The 17,396-nt window shown below is 73.7% G+C and carries 11 protein-coding genes; 4 read left to right on the forward strand and 7 right to left on the reverse strand.

The window, feature by feature from the left end; translation table 11 throughout:
• Positions 1-69 precede the first annotated feature (69 nt).
• The 3 genes from eccCa to ACFVSN_RS17135 form a co-directional block, all read right to left on the reverse strand.
• Positions 70-4,056, reverse strand: coding sequence for a type VII secretion protein EccCa (eccCa, locus tag ACFVSN_RS17125; RefSeq protein ID WP_387955677.1), 3,987 nt, complete (start codon positions 4,054-4,056; stop codon positions 70-72).
• Between the two features lie 376 nt (positions 4,057-4,432).
• Entirely contained in the window at positions 4,433-7,432 is a 3,000-nt protein-coding gene (locus ACFVSN_RS17130; RefSeq protein WP_387955679.1) for a BTAD domain-containing putative transcriptional regulator, read from the reverse strand.
• Positions 7,433-7,851: 419 nt separating this feature from the next.
• On the reverse strand, positions 7,852-9,405 hold the full coding sequence (locus ACFVSN_RS17135) for an MFS transporter (protein ID WP_387956217.1): 1,554 nt from the start codon (positions 9,403-9,405) through the stop codon (positions 7,852-7,854).
• A 258-nt stretch (positions 9,406-9,663) separates the two neighbouring features.
• Between ACFVSN_RS17135 and ACFVSN_RS17140 the strand changes: the two genes are divergently transcribed.
• Both ACFVSN_RS17140 and ACFVSN_RS17145 read left to right on the forward strand, forming a co-directional pair.
• Positions 9,664-10,656 (forward strand): Lrp/AsnC family transcriptional regulator, encoded by a 993-nt coding sequence (locus ACFVSN_RS17140; RefSeq protein ID WP_387955680.1) that lies wholly within the window; start codon positions 9,664-9,666, stop codon positions 10,654-10,656.
• 175 nt (positions 10,657-10,831) lie between these two features.
• Positions 10,832-11,140 (forward strand): WhiB family transcriptional regulator, encoded by a 309-nt coding sequence (locus tag ACFVSN_RS17145; protein ID WP_380444706.1) that lies wholly within the window; start codon positions 10,832-10,834, stop codon positions 11,138-11,140.
• 56 nt (positions 11,141-11,196) lie between these two features.
• Here the strand turns inward: ACFVSN_RS17145 and ACFVSN_RS17150 are convergent, their stop codons facing one another.
• Positions 11,197-11,598: an SsgA family sporulation/cell division regulator gene (locus ACFVSN_RS17150; protein WP_387955682.1), complete on the reverse strand. Its 402-nt coding sequence runs from the start codon at positions 11,596-11,598 to the stop codon at positions 11,197-11,199.
• Positions 11,599-11,644: 46 nt separating this feature from the next.
• The gene (locus tag ACFVSN_RS17155; protein ID WP_387955684.1) at positions 11,645-12,172 is read right to left on the reverse strand and encodes a hypothetical protein; all 528 of its coding nucleotides are present in this window, start codon (positions 12,170-12,172) and stop codon (positions 11,645-11,647) included.
• A gap of 226 nt (positions 12,173-12,398) precedes the next feature.
• Between ACFVSN_RS17155 and ACFVSN_RS17160 the strand changes: the two genes are divergently transcribed.
• Together ACFVSN_RS17160 and ACFVSN_RS17165 are read left to right on the forward strand one after the other, a co-directional pair.
• The gene (locus ACFVSN_RS17160; RefSeq protein WP_387955686.1) at positions 12,399-13,361 is read left to right on the forward strand and encodes a helix-turn-helix transcriptional regulator; all 963 of its coding nucleotides are present in this window, start codon (positions 12,399-12,401) and stop codon (positions 13,359-13,361) included.
• 111 nt (positions 13,362-13,472) lie between these two features.
• Positions 13,473-14,189, forward strand: coding sequence for a flavodoxin family protein (locus tag ACFVSN_RS17165; RefSeq protein WP_380494723.1), 717 nt, complete (start codon positions 13,473-13,475; stop codon positions 14,187-14,189).
• Between the two features lie 67 nt (positions 14,190-14,256).
• Here the strand turns inward: ACFVSN_RS17165 and ACFVSN_RS17170 are convergent, their stop codons facing one another.
• On the reverse strand, positions 14,257-16,155 hold the full coding sequence (locus tag ACFVSN_RS17170; protein ID WP_387955688.1) for a WD40 repeat domain-containing protein: 1,899 nt from the start codon (positions 16,153-16,155) through the stop codon (positions 14,257-14,259).
• An 11-nt stretch (positions 16,156-16,166) separates the two neighbouring features.
• Positions 16,167-17,243 (reverse strand): hypothetical protein, encoded by a 1,077-nt coding sequence (locus ACFVSN_RS17175; protein WP_387955690.1) that lies wholly within the window; start codon positions 17,241-17,243, stop codon positions 16,167-16,169.
• Positions 17,244-17,396: the final 153 nt, after the last annotated feature.

Consider the following 17,396-nt stretch of genomic DNA (forward strand, 5'->3'; position numbering starts at 1 on the left):
TCCTGGACGGCGAAGAGGCGGAAGAGGCGGAAGGCACGGTGGACGGGGCGGCGGACGGGAGAGCGGCGGTCACGCGGGCGTCACCAGCCCGGTCTGGACGAGGCGCACCGCCCGGCGGGTGACGAGCTGGGCGCGCCCGGCGGGCAGCGTGCGCGGCTTGGCCTCGCCGAGGAACTTGCCCTCCTCCTTGGGGTAGGAGAAGAGCAGCGCCGGGTTGCCGAGCTCCCACATCCGCCGCAGGACGGGGTCGGTCATCGAGCGCATCGCCCCCGAGGTGCTGCGGGCGATGATCACGTGCATCCCGATGTGCTGCCCCTGCGCGAGCAGCGGGACGAGCGGCGCCAGCGGGGTGGGTGCGCCGGGCGCCCCCGCGAGGAGGTCGTAGTCGTCGACGACGACGAACAGCCGCGGGCCCTCCCACCAGTCGCGCTGCGCCAGTTGCTCCGGGGTGATGTCCGGCCCGGGCACCCGCTTGCCCACCGAGTGGGCGGCGTTCGCGGCGAGCTGGGCGAGCGAGTCGCGGTCGACGACGTAGCCCGCCCGGTACTCCTCGGGGACGGAGGAGAGCAGGCCGCGCTCCGGGTCGGCGACGACGATCCGGGCCTCGTCGGTGCTGAAGCGCGAGGTGATCGCGCGGACGGCCAGGCGCAGCGCGTTGGTCTTGCCGGTCTCGCCGTCGCCGAACACCATGAGGTGCGGGCTGGTCGAGAAGTCGTGCCAGGTGGGCTCCAGGCGCTGCTCGTCCCAGCCGAGGCAGAGCCGCAGGTCGCCCTCGGCGGGCGGCAGTTGGTCGGCCGGCAGCCGGGTGGGCAGCAGGCGCACGCCGGGGGCGGGGGAGCCGGTCCAGAAGGCGTCGATCTCGGCGACGGCCGCCTTGGTGGCCGGGGTGAGGTCGGCGGTCCCGCCGGAGCTGTCCAGGCGCGGCAGCGCGGACAGGAAGTGGTGGCCGCCGGCGCTCAGGCCGCGGCCGGGCTGGTGCGGGACGGCATTGGCGATCCGCGAGCCGACCTCGGACTCCAGCGCGTCGCCGAGGCGCAGTTCGAACTTGGTGCCGAGCAGGTCGCGCAGGCGGGGCCGCAGTTCGGACCAGCGCACCGCGGAGGCCAGCAGGTGCAGGCCGAAGGACAGGCCGCGGGCGGCCAGGTCGATGACCCTGGCCTCCAGGTCCTCGAAGTCCTGGCGCAGCGTCGACCAGCCGTCCACCACGAGGAAGACGTCGCCGTACGGGTCGTCGATCTCGCCGGCCGCGCGCAGCGCGCGGTAGGCGGCCATCGACTCCAGGCCGCGCGAGGTGAACTCGCGCTCGCGGCGCTCCAGCAGCTGCGTCAGCTCCTCCACCGTGCGCAGGACGCGGTCGCGCTCCAGCCGGGTGGCGACCGAGCCGACGTGCGGCAGGCCGGCGGTGGAGACGAGGCCGCCGCCGCCGAAGTCGAGGCAGTAGAACTGGATCTCGCCCGGGGTGTGGGTGAGCGCCAGCGACAGGATGAGGGTGCGCAGCATGGTGGACTTGCCGGTCTGCGGGGCGCCGGCGAGCCCGACGTGGCCGTCGGCCCCGGACAGGTCGGCGACCAGCAGTTCGCGCAGCTGCTCGTAGGGGCGGTCGACGACGCCGAGCGGGACGCGCAGCGTGCCGAGCGACGGGTGGCCGGCGGCGCTCATGCCGCGGACCGGGTCCGGCACGATGCCGGGCAGCAGCTCGTCCAGGCTGGGGGAGGCGGCCAGCGGCGGCAGCCAGACCTGCCGGGCCGGCGGGCCGCTCTCCTCCAGACGGCCGACCAGCACCTCCAGGAGGCTCTCGGCGTTCGCCTGCTCGTCGGGCGCTGCGGCGGCGGCCGGTTCGGGACGGCCGGTCGGGGCGAGCGCGGCCAGCGACTCGTCGGTGCTCTCGGAGCGCAGCGCGCCCTGCCGCGCCAGGCCGAAGTCGGTCAGCACACCGGACGCGCCGGCCTCCTGGGCGGGCTGCTCGTCGGCGGCGAGCGGCTCGGGCGCCGGGCCGGAGACGTAGGCGGCCTTGAACCGCACCAGGTTGGTGGTGTCGATCTTCAGGTAGCCGTTGCCCGGCGAGGACGGCAGCTCGTAGGCGCTGGCGACGCCGATCACGCTGCGCGACTCCATCGCGGAGAAGGTCCGCAGCGCGATCCGGTAGGAGAGGTGGCCCTCCACCTTGTGGATGCGGCTCTCGTCGAGGCGCTGCGAGGCGAGCAGCAGGTGCACGCCGAGGCTGCGCCCGAGCCGGCCGATGGAGACGAAGAGGTCCACGAACTCGGGCTTGCTGGCGAGCAGTTCGGAGAACTCGTCGACCACGATCAGCAGTGAGGGCAGCGGGGCGAGGCCGGCGCCGGCGGCCCGCGCCTTCTCGTAGTCGAAGAGCGAGGAGTACCCGGCCTCGCGCAGCAGCTCCTGGCGGCGGATCATCTCGCCGTTGATGGAGTCGCGCATGCGGTCGACGAGGTGGATCTCGTCGGCCAGGTTGGTGATGACCGCGGAGGTGTGCGGCAGGCGGTCCATGTGCAGGAAGGTCGCGCCGCCCTTGAAGTCCACCAGGACGAGGTTGAGGACCTCGGAGGAGTGGGTGGCGGCCAGGCCCATCACGAGGGTGCGCAGCAGCTCGCTCTTGCCGGAGCCGGTCGCGCCGATCAGCAGGCCGTGCGGGCCCATGCCGCCCTGCGCGGACTCCTTGAGGTCCAGCTCCACGACCTCGCCGTCGTCGGTGACGCCGAGCGGCACGGTCAGGCGGGCGGACTGCACCTGCCGGGGCCGCCACTTGGCGGCGACGTCGAAGGTGTGCGGGTCGCGCAGGCCGAGCAGGGTGACGAGGTCGAGGTCCGATTCGAGCGGACGGTCGGCCAGGTCCACGCTGCCGCTCGTGCGCATCGGCGCCAGCGAGCGGGCCAGGGCCTCGGCGGCGGTGGCGCTGAGCGCGTCGGCGTCGGCCGAGTCGGTGTCCTCGCCGGAGGCGAACTCGACCTTCCCGTCGTTCACGGTCAGCCGCAGCACCTTGGGGCCGCCGGGCATCGTGCCGGTGGCGTCGAGCAGCACGACGTTGCGCAGACCGCCGCCCGCCAGGCGGGAGTTGGCGGGGATCCGCACGCCCTGGGCGACGACCACGACGAACGGCTCGGCGACGCTGGGCGAGGCCGCCGGGTCGTGCTCGGGGCGGTCGCGGACCTCCTGGCCGAGCAGGTCCAGCAGGGTCTCGGGGTCCTCGGCGGCCAGGCGCGCCGGGCCGGCGGCGTCCTCCTCGCCGGGGTGGGCGTTGTGCGGCAGCCACTTCAGCCAGTCCCACTGCGCGCGGGCGCCCTCGTCGCCGAGGAACGCCACCCGCAGCTCGTCGGGGGAGTGCAGGACCGCCAGCTGCCCGACGATCGCCCGCGCGAGGCCCAGCGCGTCCTCGGCCGTGCCGGCGAACTCGACGCTGCTGAAACGGCGCAGACCCACCGGGACGGGCAGCCCGGGGACGCTCTGGTGGGCGTGCGTGAAGCGGCGCAGGGACACCGCGCACAGCGGTTCCAGGTCCTCGACCGGCTTGGTGCGCGGCGGCAGGAACTCCAGGGCGGCGCGGCGCGCGCCCAGCCCGATCCGCACCCGCGCGAAGTCCTCGTGCCCGGGGCGCCGCTCCCACAGCCGGGTGCCGCGGGCCAGCGCCCACAGCTCCGACGGGTCCGGGTGGTCCCACAGCACGGCGGCGCGCTGCTCGGCCGCGGCCTGGCGGGCCTGGACGCGCTTCTGCGTCAGGTAGCGGAGGTAGTCGCGGCGTTCGGCGCGCATCCGGCGCCGGCGCTCGGCGCCCGGGCGGCCGATCTGGGTCAGCGTCATGCTGACCATCGCGACGCCCATCATCCCCGACATCATGTAGGTCGACGCACCGCCGCCGCGCATGGAGAACATCAGCACCATCGCGCCGGCGCCCAGGCCCATCGGCAGGTACATCAGCGCGGAGCCGAGGTCGGGGGTGGCGGGCTCGCCCAGCACCGGGGGCTCGGCCAGTTCGATCTGCCCCTCGGGGAGCGGGGGGCCGTCGGCACGAGGCGGGCGCTTGACGAGGACCGTGCTCAAATCCCGTACTCCGTTTCCTCTTCTCCGCGGAGGAACGAGCTTGCCCCCAGTCGATCAACGTGGGATACGCGCGTGGTCTACGCGGCCGGGGGCCGCCCCGGCGGCGGGTTGCGGTGCGGCGAAGAGCGCCGGATATCGGACGGATATCGGGGGCTGGGAGGCTGTGGCCGCAAGCGGTGCCGTGCACGCGGCCACCGCGAGGGGAATCCGCGCTCACGGAGCTGCGCGCGGAAGCAGCGAGGCGCTCACGAAGATGCGCGTGGGAGCAGCGAGGAGGGCCGGCGACATGAAGGTCTGGAACAACACCGGGTCCTGACCCCGGCGGGTCGCTGCCCGCCGGGGTCGCCGTTCCGGCCCCGGCGGGCCGGGGTGTGTCCTACGCGACGCCCACGACGTAACCGGTCTTCGCCGGTGATTCGGGTGCGTCGGCCGAACCGTCCAGCCGGGCCAGCACCCGCCGCACGTCATCGGCGTCGGGCAGTCCGAGCCCGTCGAACAGCTCCTGCGCCTCGCGCAGCCGGTCGACGGCCTCCTCGGTGCGGCCGAGGCCGTCGAGCGTCCTGGCGACGATCACCAGGGCGTGGCCCCGGTCCCGCTCGGCGGCGAGCTCCCGGCAGTCGGCCAGGGCCCGCAGCGCCTGGTCGAGGGCCTCCTCGTGACGGTCCAGCAGGCGCAGCGTGTCGGCCAGGCGGTAGCGGGCCTGCGCCTCGCGCAGCGGGATCCCCGCGGCCCGGCAGATCCGCAGGCACTCCTCCAGCGCGGTGACGGCCTGCTGGTGCTCGCCGAGCTCGTGCGAGGCCAGGCCGAGCACGTAGAGGGCGTAGGACAGGCCGGTCCACTCCTCCGCGTCGGTCAGGCCCGGCAGCAGCCGGCGGCAGGCGGCGGCGGCCTCGGCGGGCCGGCCGTCGCGCACCTGGGCGAGCGCCGAGTTGAGCGCCGTCGCCGTGTGCCCGTCGCGGTGGCCGAGCGCGCGGGCCAGCGAGTTCGCCTCGTCATAGAGGCGTATCGCCTCCTGGTAGCGGTGCTGGAACTGCGCGAGCAGGCCGAGGTCGTTCAGCGCCTGCTGCAGCACCACCACGTCGCCGCCGGCCCGGCAGGCGTCGGCCGCGCGGCGGCTGTGCTCGGCGGCCTCGTCCAGCCGGGCCGCCTGGACGGCGAGGTTGCCGCGGACGAACTCGGCGCGGCCCAGCGAGCGCTGGTCGCCGAGCGCGTCGGCCGCCTGGGCGACGGCCGCGGCGGCGTCGGTGAGACGCCCGTAGCGCGGGTCGGCGTCGAACGGGCTGAGCGCGACCAGCAGGTCGGCGGCGGCCCGGACGTCCTCGACCGGCGCCGCCCGGCCGGCCGTCGCGAGGACCGCGGTGATGGCCGCCTCGAACTCCTCGGCCACCCAGTCGGCCGCCGCCTGGGCGTCCTCGAAGGCGGGGCCCGGGGTGAGCGCGGGGGTGAGCGCGGTGCCGATCGGATCGCCGGGCACCAGCCGCTGGAAGGCGGCACTGGCGTTCGCCAGCAGGAAGTGCAGGTGGTGGCGCTGCGCCGCGGCCTGCTCCTCGGCCTGCTCCCCGGCGCCGTCGGGGCCGGTGATCTGGAGGGCGAAGACCCGCAGCAGGTCGTGGTAGCGGTAGCGGCCGGGCCGCGGGGCGGTGAGCATGCCGGCGTCGACCAGCGACTCCAGCAGGTCCTCGGCCCGGCGCGGCCCGGTCCCGAGGACGGCCGCCGCGGCCGGTGCGCCGATGTCCGGCCGGCACACCGCGGCGACCACCCGGAACGCGTCGGCCTGCTCCGCCGTCAACTGGCGGTAGCCCCACTCGAAGGCGCCCGCCACGGCCAGGTCGCCCAGGCGCAGCTCGGCCATCCGGTCCTGCTCGGCGGCCAGCCGGTCGGCCAGCCGGGCCACCGTCCAGGCCGGGCGCGAGGCCAGCCGGGCCGCCACGATCCGCACCGCCAGCGGGAGCCGCCCGCAGTGGCGGATCAGCTCGCCGACGGCCGCCGGGTCGGCGGCGACCCGCTCGGCGCCGGCCGTGCGGGCCAGCAGTCTGCGCGCCTCGGCGACGCTGAACACGTCCAGGTCGACCTGGACGGCGGTGGCCAGGCCGAACAGCCGGGCGCGGCCGGTCACGAGGACGGCGCAGCGGGCCGAGCCGGGCAGCAGCGGGCGGACCTGGGCGGCGTCCCTGGCGTTGTCGAGCACGACCAGCACCCGGCGGACGTCGAGCAGCGAGCGGAAGAGCCGGGCCCGGTCCTCCAGTGCCTCCGGGACGGCGCCCGGCGCGATGCCGAGGGCGGTCAGGAAGCTGGCCAGCAGGACGTTCGGGTCGGCCGGCGTGTCCTGGTCGCCGCGCAGGTCCGCGTACAGCTGGCCGTCGGGGAAGCCGGCGCGCAGCCGGTGGGCGACCCGCAGGGCCAGCGCCGTCTTGCCCACCCCGCCCATCCCGGAGACCGCCGCGATGGGCAGTGCGGAATCCCCGGCCGGCTCGCGCACGGCTGCGGTCAGCGCGGTGTGCAGCGCCTCGAGTTCGGCCTCCCGCCCGGTGAAGTCGGCGATGTCGGCCGGGAGTTGGGCCGGCACCGGGCCGGGCTGCACGGCCGGTGCCGGACGCGTGGCGGCCGTACCGAGCAGGGTGGGGTCGTTGCGCAGGATCCGCTGGTGGATCTCGCGCAGCTCCGGGCCCGGGTCGACGCCCAGCTCCTCGGCGAGCAGCCGGCGGGCCCGGTCGTAGAGCGCGAGCGCGTCGGCCTGGCAGCCGCTCTGGTAGAGCGCCCGCATCAGGAGCGCGTACGGCCGCTCGCGCAGCGGGTGTTCGGCGGTGAGGTCGCGCAGCACCGGGATGGCGAGGGCGGTGTCGCCCAGCTCCAGGTCCAGGCCGCAGCGCTCCTCCAGCAGGCTGGTCCGCAACTCCCCGAGCCGGGTGCGCTGCTGCTCGGCGAACGGTCCGGGCACCCCGGTGAGCGGTTCGCCGCCCCACAGCTCCAGCGCCTCGGCGAACAGCCGCCGCACCTGCGCGGGTTCTTCGCCGCCGCGCGCCGCGCCCATCGCGGCGGCGGCCAGCTTCTCCATGTGCAGCGCGTCCACGGCCCCGGCGGGCACGACGGTGCGGTAGCCGTCGCCCACCGAGGTGAGGATCACCGGTGCGTCGCTGTCGTGCTCCAGGACCTTGCGCCACCGCCAGGCGTAGGTGCGCAGCATGGCGGACGCGCTGGCGGGCGCCTCGTCGCCCCACAGCGCCTCGATGAGTTCCCCGGCGCCGGCCGCCCGGCCGTCGCGCAACAACAGTGCGGCCAGCATCGCCTGCTGCAGCGGCGATCCGACCGGTAGCCCCTCGTCCCCGTACTGTGCCCGCATCGTGCCCAGCAGGAAGAACCGGACGGGATGGATCATGGACTGCGGTCCCCTCGTGCGTGACGCCCAGGCGTCCCGGTGAGGGCCCGTGGCCGCCATGTCCGATGTGTGGTCCCGGGTTCCCCGCCTCCCCGAGGGGCGTCATTATTCGTATTACTAGCACACCTTTGTCATGGCACTGCATCTCGGTGATCGTGACCCTTGACGCGGCGTCAGCGTTCGTTCACGATCGATGGCCGCGCTGCCGCAGGCCTCCGGGAATGCGCGCCGATCGGGCCGGAAAGGCGCAGTGGGAAAACCGGATCGGGTTGCTCCGCGGGAAATTTGACCAAGGCTTGAATCTCGCGGCGGCCGGATCCGTACACCGCCCCGGCGGGAGGTCGATCCCACCGGGGCGGCGTCGGTCCTGGCGGCGTCACGAGGACGGTGTCACCGGGGCGCTTTCGGTCCTGGCGGCGTCACGAGGTGGGCGCCGGCTCCCGGTCGGACGTGCCCTCAGGGGCGGTGCCCCGGCCTCCGGCGACCGGCGCGGTGCGGCCCGCACGTGCGGCCGGACGCAGGAGCACGGCACACGTGAGCGCGGCCAGCAGGGCGAGCGAGGCCGACACGACCAGGCACAGCCGGAGGCCGTCGAGGAACGAGCCGCTCAGGGCGGTCAGGGCCGGTCCGGTGGCGGCTTCCAGGTGGAGTGCGGCCACGGCGCCGAGCCCCTGGCCGTGCGCGGTGGCGAGGACACGGTCGACGGTCGCGGCGGGCACACCCGTGTCGGCGAGGTGTGCGGGAAGGGTGTGCAGGGCCCGGGTGGTGAGCAGGGTACCGAGCACGGCGGGGCCGAGCGCGCCGCCGACCTGGCGGAAGGCGTTGTTCCCGGCCGCGGCCATGCCGGCCAGGTGGTGCGGGACGGAGGCGACGGCCGAGGCGGTCATCGGGGTGAGGACGGCACCCAGGCCCAGGCCGAGCAGGACCAGCCGCCAGGCGATCGAGCCGAAGGAGGTGTGGGCGTCCAGCGTGGTCAGCGACAGCAGCGAACCCGCCGTCACCACCAGGCCCGTGGTGATCAGGACCCGGGCGGACACCCGGTGCATCAGCCGGCCGACCGGCCCGCCGGCGACGATGGCCGCCCCGGTCACCAGCACCATCCGCAGCGCCGCCTGGATCGTCGTCAGGTGCTGCACCAGACCGAAGTACAGGCTCAGCACGAAGAAGAAGCCGATCAGGCCCAGGAAGCTGATCATCGCCACCAGGGCCGTGGCGGTGAAGGCGGGGCTGCGGAACAGCGCCGGGTCGAGCATCGGGCTCGCGCTGCGCCGCTCCACGGCCACGAACGCGGCCGCGCTCACCGCGCCCAGCACCAGGGCCGCCACCACGGCGGGCTCGCCGAAGCCGTTCGCGCCGCCCTCGATCACGCCGTAGACCACCGCGGTGACCGCGACCGCCGCGCTGATCTGGCCCGGCCAGTCGAGCCGGCGGCCGTGCGGCGCGCGCGAGTCCGGCAGCAGGAACGCCGCGACGACCAGCACGATCAGGGACACCGGGACGGGCAGGAGGAAGATCCAGCGCCACTCGACGTGCTCCAGCAGCACCCCGGCGATCAGCGGGCCCACGGCGAGCGACGCCAGCAGGGACGTCGCCCACAGGCCGATGAACCTCCCGCGCTCCCGGTGGTCGGGCACCGCGTGGCTGATCATCGCCAGCGTGGTGGGCAGCAGCGCCGCCGCCCCCAGCCCGGAGGCGGCCTGCCCGACCCACACCGACCCGACCGAGTCGGACGAGAGCGACACGGCCGCACCGAGCGCGCAGAAGGCCATGCCCGCCTGGAAGACCCGCTTGCGGCCGTGGACGTCGCCCCACACGCCCGTGGTGAGGATCAGCGCGGCCATCGGCAGCACGAACGCGTCCGACACCCAGGACAGCTGGGACGTGGAGGCGCCCAGTGCCCGCTGGATCGCGGGCAGGCTCACCGACACGGTGGTCACGGGGAGGTAGGCGACGAAGACGCCCAGGCAGGCCATGACGAGCGTGACGCCCCGTCCGGCCGTGGGGCCCTGCACCGTTGCGGATTTCACGAGACGTTCCTTCGACTGCGGAGGTGCCGCACGGGCACCGGCTGCGGTGGGGGCGCCGCCGTCCGGCGCACGCCCGGCTCCCGGACCGGTCGCACCGGGGGAGCCGCCGATCAGCTTCGCGCCCGGGTGCGAGGAATCCCCAGCCGATCTCGTGAACCGTGATGGAACCTCCGTAGTGGCCTCCGCATGTGTGACGATTCCCCCATGACCGACGACCTGGACCGCAAAATCATCCACGGACTCCACTGCGCCCCGCGCGTCTCGTTCCGGCGCCTCAGCGAGGTCGTCGGCGTGTCCGAACAGACCGTGGCCCGCCGCTACAACGCCCTGCGCCGGGGCGGCCTCGTCCGCGTCGTCGGCCTGAGCAGCCCCGCCGCCCACGGCCAGGCCGAGTGGATCGCCCGCCTGCGCTGCCGTCCGGACGCCGTCGGCCCCCTCGCCGACTCCCTCGCCCGCAGGCCCGAGGTGGCCTACGCCAGCCTCGCCTCCGGCGGATCGGAGATCATCTGCATCATCCGCTCACCCGCCGGCACCGCCCGCGACGACGTCCTCCTCCGGCAACTCCCCAGGGCCGCGTCGGTCCTCGACATGAGCGTCGACCTGATCATGCACGCCTTCGGAGTCCCCGGCCCGACGGGCTGGACGGGAGGGGAAGGCTCCCTCACCGCCGACCAGGCGCGCGAGCTGATCGCGGAACGCGCCGTCCCCGTCGGGCCCCCGCTCCCGCCGACCGACGAGGACCTGCCGCTCCTCGAAGCCCTGGCGGAGGACGGCCGCGTCTCCCACACCCGCCTCGCCGAGGTCACCGGCTGGTCCAAACCCCGCGTCGCCCGCCGGCTGGAGGCCCTCGAAACCAGCGGCTCCCTCACCTACGACGTCGACACCCTGCCCGAACGCCTCGGCTACGAACTCAACGCCGCCCTCTGGCTCCAGGTCGACCCGCCCCGCCTCCACGCCATCGGCGAGGAGCTCAGCCGGCACGACGAATGCGCCTTCGCCGCGGCCACCAGCGGCAAGCACAACATCATGGCCATCGCCATCTGCAAGGACACCGCGGACTTCTACCGCTACCTCAGCACCCGGCTCGCCCACGTCGAGGGCATCAAAGGCTACGAGATCAGCGTCCGCGTCCGCCGCCTCAAGCAGGCCGCCTCCCTCATCCACCACGGCCGCCTGATCCACCCGGCGCTCGCGTGAGGTCGATGGTCGCGGGCTCAGCGGGTTGCCACGCCGAGTCGCACGGCTTTGGGCGGCGTAGCTCCGCCCGGAGCCCGAACCCGGACGAATCGGTAGGCATGAACGCGCGGGACGGGGTTAGACGAGTGGGACAGCCGATCGCCCCGACCGGCCGCCCCGACTGGAAGGACCCGCCGTGGCCGACGCCGCCCGCCTGCCCGAATCCCGCCTGCCCGACACGCCCGAGCACCACTGGAGCCGCGAGGAGGACGGAGCCTGCCGGACCGCCGACCGCGGCATCTTCGACCGCCCCGCCCAGGAGCACGGAGCTGCCGCCAAGGACCGGGAGGAGGCGGCGAAGGCCGTCTGTGCGGGCTGCGAGGTCCGGGTGGAGTGCCGGCGGCACGCGCTCGCCGCACGGGAGCCGCACGGCGTGTGGGGCGGGCTGGCGGAGGAGGAACGCCGCTCGTTGTTCACCAGCGACTCCGGGCCCAGGGCGGCGTGACGGGCGTCGCGTCCGTCACGTCCTGTGGCGTCCATCGGGGGTGAGGGCGCGACCGCTCACGCGAGCAGCCTGGCCACCGCGGCGTCGATGTCGAGGTGACCGGACTCGCCGCCGGCCGGCACCAGGTTGAACGAGTCCAGCAGGAACGCCGTCACGACGTCGGAGGGAATGCTGATCACCGCCCGCCGGTCGTGGCCGCACAAGGTCACCAGCACCCGCCCCTCGGGCCCGGGCGCGACGGTGACGTCCCCCCGGCCGACGTGACCGTGGCGTCCCTCGTTCAGCAGGTCCCGCGCGAAGAACCACCGGCGCTCCTCGCCGTCGCCGACCGCCGGGAAGGCCAGGCACACCGCGTACGGCAGCGAGGAGTCGAAGCGCAGCTGCGCCTCCAGGGCGACATGCGGGAACGCGCCCTCGGGCAGGGTCACGGAGGTGGACCAGCAGGTGGCGGAGGTCATGCGGTGGGGCTCTCCATGCGGTCGAACAGCAGCGGGCCGGTGATGCTCAGGTGACGGCCGTCGGCCCCGGTGGCGGACCGGCCTGCGGGCCGACGGCGGCCGTGCTCGTGCGGGTGAGCGCGGAGTGCAGGCGGCGCACGGCGTCCTCGGCGTCGGAGATCTCGTCGGGCGTCGGCAGCACGATGCCGCCGGAGGCCTGCACCTGGTCTGCGCCCGGGGCGCGCCACTGCAGGACGGGCGCGAGGACGATGCCGGCCCGGGCCAGGAACCACGCCAGGCGGCCGTGCGAGCGCGCGATCCCGAGGGCGAGGGCGGCGAGGGCCTCGCGCAGGCGCTCCAGGCGGTCGACGACCGGGAGCCGCTCCTGCTCGGCGGCCGGGCCCACCGCCTCCGCGAGGTCGTCGGCGATCTTCCCGGCCAGTGCCGCGTCCACCGGCGCCGCGTCCACCGGGGCCGATTCCGACACCCCGTCCCGGGACTGCCGTTCGGCCTCCTCGGCGAGCTCCGTGACCTGCGCACACAGCTCCGCGCCGGAACGCGGGGGACGATCCGGCGGGGCTGCGTGCGCGGTCAAAGCGGTCCCTCCCCGTGGAGCAACGGGCACCCCGGGACGGGTGCACGTCCAACGCTGGTACACCACGGCGACCGCCCACAGCTCCGGGAACGAAGTACCCCGCGCCCGCGCAGCCGCCGGAACGAAACAGGCCTTGTCAGGACCGGCCGGGTTTTCCGTAACACCCCTGGACGCGTAGCCTCGGCGCCGGGGTGCGGGGACGAGGCCGCCGCGCCGACGGGGGCTGATGGTGATGATGGTCGAGACGTTGTCCTTCGAGAGCGCGAGCGTGGAGGCCACGCAGGAGTTCCTCTCCACGGCCTACACGCCGATGCGCATCGCCAAGTCGGTGGCGGACGCCCGGGCGAGCATCAGCCGCCGGGCGGTGAACGGGCTCACCGTGGACCGGATCTCCTTCGGCTACGACCTCACCTACGACGCCGACAGCCTCGGCCGGGTGTGCCTGCTCAGCATGCACACCGGCACGCTCGCCGACCGGACCGGCGGCTGCGAGACGGTGTTCGGCCCCGGCGAGACCTTCCTGGTCGCCCCGCCGGACGCCCCCTACCGGGGAGAGGTCCAGTCGGCCCGCTACACGATCGCCATGTTCGACAGCAGCCTGCTGGACGCCTTCGCCCCCACCGGCGCCAACGGACGCGGCCCGGTGCGCCTCACCGGGCTCCGCGCGGTCGACGAGGCGGCCGACCGGCAACTGGGCGCCGCCGTCGCCTACGTCCGCGACCACGTGCTCGACAACCCGGCCGCCTGCGCCAACGGCCTGCTCGTCGCCACCGCCGCCCAGCACCTGGCGGCCGCGACCCTGGCCGCCCTGCCGCATACCGCCCGCACCGACTCGGCCCCCGCCGACCGGACCGATGCCACGTCCACCACGCTGCGCAAGGCGATCGCGTACATCGAGACGAACGCCGAGCGGGAGATCACCCTCGCCGACATCGCCGCGGCCGCCTTCGTCACCCCGCGGGCCCTCCAGTACGCCTTCCGCCGCCACCTGGACACCACCCCGCTCGCCTACCTGCGCCGCGTCCGCCTCGACGCGGCTCACCGCGACCTCCTGGCCGCCGATCCGGGCACCACGACGGTGACGGAGGTCGCGATGCGCTGGGGCTTCGCCCACCCCGGCCACTTCGCCGGCCTCTACCGCGACGCCTACCGGCGCCCCCCGAGCGACACCCTGCGCCTGCACCTCTGAGCCTTCAGTCAACCGGCCCAGCCCCGCGCGCGGTCGTGCACCCGGCCTGGTGAGCTGTGCGGGGAGTCCGCCACCCGAACCGGCCTCCCCGCCACCCCGAGGGAGGACCCCGTGCCGGACCCGACGACGTCCTACGCCGACCTGCGCGCCCTGGTGATCAACTGCACCCTCAAGCGCTCCCCGGAACGCAGCCACACCCAGGGCCTCATCGACGTCAGCACCGGCATCTTGGAACGCCAGGGCGTCGAGGTCGAGGTCCTGCGCGCCGTCGACATCGACATCGCGACGGGCGTCTGGCCGGACATGACCGAACACGGCTGGGAGACCGACGAGTGGCCGGTCATCTACTCCAAGGTGATGTCCGCCGACATCCTGACCCTGGCCGGCCCGATCTGGCTGGGCGACAACTCCTCGGTGATGAAGAAGGTGATCGAGCGACTGTACGCGTGCTCGTCGATCCTCAACTCCGAGGGCCAGTACGCCTACTACGGCCGCGTGGGCGGTTGCCTGATCACGGGCAACGAGGACGGCGCGAAGCACTGCGCGATGAACGTGCTCTACAGCCTCCAGCACCTGGGCTACGTCATCCCCCCGCAGGCCGACGCCGGCTGGGTCGGCGAGGCGGGCCCGGGTCCGTCCTACCTGGACCCGGGCTCGGGCGGCCCGCAGAACGACTTCACCAACCGCAACACGACCTTCATGACGTGGAACCAGCTCCACCTGGCGAGGATGCTCAAGGACGCCGGCGGCATTCCGGCCCACGGCAACCAGCGATCCGAGTGGGACGCCGGCTGCCGCTTCGACTTCGAGAACCCCGAACACCGCTGAACCGTCGGGCTCCTGGGAAACCGCTTGCCCAGAGGAGCGACCGACCTGGAGCGGCTTCAGGGTCAGGCTAAGGAGTCCGGTGGGTGCCGAACTGGTCGCTGCCACGGGTGCAGGCGATGTAGTCGCCCGATTGGTCGTACCCGGCAGCGCTGTTGTGGTCGCAGGTCCAGCCGTCCACGGTCGCGAAGCCTCCCGATCCCTGGTGGTCGGTTGACGTGTCGTAGTCCTTCAACACCTGCTCGGCCTGCGGACAGGTGATCGAGCCCGAGGCGATGACCAGTCGCACCGGGCGGCCGTCCGGGCCGGTGCCGACGTTGCCGCAGGCCGTACCGGTGGCTGACGCCGAAGGGGAAGAACCCGGGGGCGGGCTGACGGGGACGGGGGAGCCCAGCGTCACGTCGAGGAGCTCTCCGGAGAAGCCGCTCGGCCCGAGCCAGTCGAAGGTGAAGGGCCGGTCCAGGCCCCGGGAACTCGCGAAGACGGTACCGGACAGCAGCACGCTCTGCGGTGGCATGTCGATGTTCGGCTGGCCGGGTGCGTCCGGGCAGGAGGTGGAGACGGAGTCGACCACCTCGCCGGTGGACAGGCCGAGGGAACCCCCGGCCGGGCTCGCGGCTCCGGTACAGGACAGTCGGCCGCTCGCAGTACTTTTGTTCGTGATGACGACGAGGAAGGTCGTCCGTCCGTCTGCCGCCACCCGGACCGTGTCCAGCGTGCTGGTCCAGCTGCCTGAGATCTCGATGCGCCGGCCCACCTTGTAGTCCCCTGCGGGGAGCGCCGCCCCGGTCGGGGCGGCGCTCCCCGAGGTCGGGGGCCCGGGGGTGCGTCCGGCCGTGGTGCCGAGGGCCCAGAGCTGAACGGTTGTCGTGGTGCCCCGGGGGCCGGGCGTGGTCCGGGCAGCCGCGAGGGACCGGCCGTCCGGCGCGTAGGCCAGCGCCGACACCGAGCTGACGAGCGCGAGGGGCGGAACCTCGGCGACCAGTGGACCGGACGGGGCGCTCCACAGGGAGACGGAGCCGTAGGCCAAACCGAGCGCCAGTTGCTTTCCATCGGGGCTGACGGCCTGTGCCAGCACCTCGTCCCTCGGCTGGGTCCGGGCCGCCCCGGCCGACAAGGAGGTGGTGACTCCGGTGGCCGGGTGCCAGAACCAGACCTTCGGGTCCGACCGGTCGGACCCGTCAGGTCCTGGATGTGATGCGGTGCCGGACATCACCACGGTGCTGCCGTCCCGGCTGATCGCCACGCCGACGACGGTGATCGACTCGCCGTTCCCGTCCGGGCCGAGTGTCGTGGATTTCGTGAACGTGCGGGTTCCGACGTCCCAGAGCCTCGCGAACCCCTGGCTGTCCACGTCGACGAGGGACTTCGCGTCCGCGCTGTAGCCGACGTACCAGGAGTCCCCGGTCATCGCCGAGTGCTGCTGTGTGGCCACGGAGATCGTCGCCCGGGTAGTGAGGTCCCAGAGGATCAGATCGTTGCCGCCGGCGATGGCCAGCGTCCCGCCGTCCGGACTGAAGGCGAGGGTGTGGACCATGGCTGCGCCGACCGAGATCGACGCGGTCACCTCGCCGGTGGCGACACTGACGAGGTCGATCTCGGTCGGCCCCGTCGACTTCGGCCGGGTGCCGAGGGCGATGCTGCTGCTGTCCGGACTGAAGGCGAGCGCGGGGTCGGCGGCTATGCCCTCGGCCTCGGTGGCCGGCACCGACCTCATCAGCGCGCCGTCGGAGGTGGCCCGCACCTGCACCGTGCCGGTCGCCAGCCGGTCGGCCAGGAGCCTGCCGTCGGGACTGAATTCCACGTCCTTGACCCGGTCGTCGACCGGGAATTGCGCGACGAGGCCCAGCCGGACCTTCGCCTCGCCGGGGGTGAGGAGCCGGAGGCCGAGGACCGCGCCAAGGACGGCAACGGCGACTCCGATGCAGACCACGGCGATCAGTCGGCCTCTGCGCGCGTTCAGGGCCATCGGGTTTCCTCTCAGCCGGTGGGGGCGTAGGAGGAGAAGGGCTGCCCTGAAACACGGGCGAGCTTGCCGCCGCCTCTCGGGTCTCCGGCGTACCAGGGGAGACCTTCGGAACCGACCACACGGAAGTGCCGGCCACCGTTGGTCAGGAGCGAGGTGTGGGTGACGCCCCGCTCCAACCAGGTCAGTTCGACATCGAACGTGCAGTCGCAGTTGGTGTCGCTGATGAACAGTGTCATCACCTCGGCGCTGCCGGCCGACACGTACTGGTAGTTCGCCGCCGTGCTGTTGGTCGCGCCGACTGGTCGGGTGACCGGCGCGACGGCGTCCACGTCGGCTTCGAACTGGCCTGCCGTGCCGCCTCCCTGACCACCCAGTGGCAGGATCGCGAGCATACCCGTGGTCAGGTTCGGTCCGTGGGCCTGGACGACCACCTTCGGCGGCTCGACCAGGATCGGTTCGGGGTCGGAGGTCTGCAGCTGGATCTCGATCAGCCCCAGCCCGCCCGGTGTGAGGGTCGCCGGATTGGTGCCGGGACCGGTGGGCGCCAGCGCGGAGTTGAGGGCGTCCACCGTTCCGGGCCAGTAGAAGCCGGTGCTCACCGGGACGGAGGTGTATGCGCAGCACCAGGCCGCGTTCGAGCTCAGCCCCTCGGCCGTGCTCGTCGACGAGGCCGGCAGGTCTTTCGCCTCCGGCACCCCGGGGCGCGGCTGGGTCAGGTACACCACAACCACCACAACCATCGCGATGGCGGCGACGGAGGACATGCCGATGATCCACGACCGCGGCGAGGCATTGAAGTAATTGGTCTGAGGCCCGCTGCCGGTGTTCGCCGGACCGTGAAACCGGTTCTTCTTGGTGATGAAGCTGTCACGGCCGGCGTAGGACCCGCCCGGTTGGGACCCGCCCGGCCCGGGCTCCCGCCCCGCCCACCAGCCCGCCCAGGCCAGCGCGGCGGCCGACACCACCGTGGCGAAACCGGCGTCGACCACCCAGCGGTCGGCCTCCATGTTCGGGCCGAAGGGCACCTGAACCCAGGCGGCCAGCCAGATCGCCAACACATAGGCAGCGGCCGCCACCAGAACAGCCACGATCCATCGGACCGAACGAGCCATACGGACCCCCTAGCCGTCGGAACAACTGTAGCCGCCGCCTTCCCTGGAGGGTCGAATTCTGCCGTGAATTCTCACCAGGCTTTTCAGTAGCAGAAGTTGATGGCGAGTTGATAGCGGGTGATCTTGAAA

Source organism: Kitasatospora sp. NPDC057904 (assembly GCF_042887925.1).
Classification (GTDB): Bacteria; Actinomycetota; Actinomycetes; order Streptomycetales; family Streptomycetaceae; genus Kitasatospora.

Bases quoted from the DNA above. Each gene is read 5' to 3' on its own strand.
- ACFVSN_RS17130 (WP_387955679.1), bottom strand. From the start codon at position 7,432: ATGATCCATCCCGTCCGGTTCTTCCTGCTGGGCACGATGCGGGCACAG.
- ACFVSN_RS17135 (WP_387956217.1), bottom strand. From the start codon at position 9,405: ATGGCCTGCCTGGGCGTCTTCGTCGCCTACCTCCCCGTGACCACCGTG.
- ACFVSN_RS17140 (WP_387955680.1), top strand. From the start codon at position 9,664: ATGACCGACGACCTGGACCGCAAAATCATCCACGGACTCCACTGCGCC.
- ACFVSN_RS17150 (WP_387955682.1), bottom strand. From the start codon at position 11,598: ATGACCTCCGCCACCTGCTGGTCCACCTCCGTGACCCTGCCCGAGGGC.
- ACFVSN_RS17160 (WP_387955686.1), top strand. From the start codon at position 12,399: ATGGTGATGATGGTCGAGACGTTGTCCTTCGAGAGCGCGAGCGTGGAG.
- ACFVSN_RS17170 (WP_387955688.1), bottom strand. From the start codon at position 16,155: ATGGCCCTGAACGCGCGCAGAGGCCGACTGATCGCCGTGGTCTGCATC.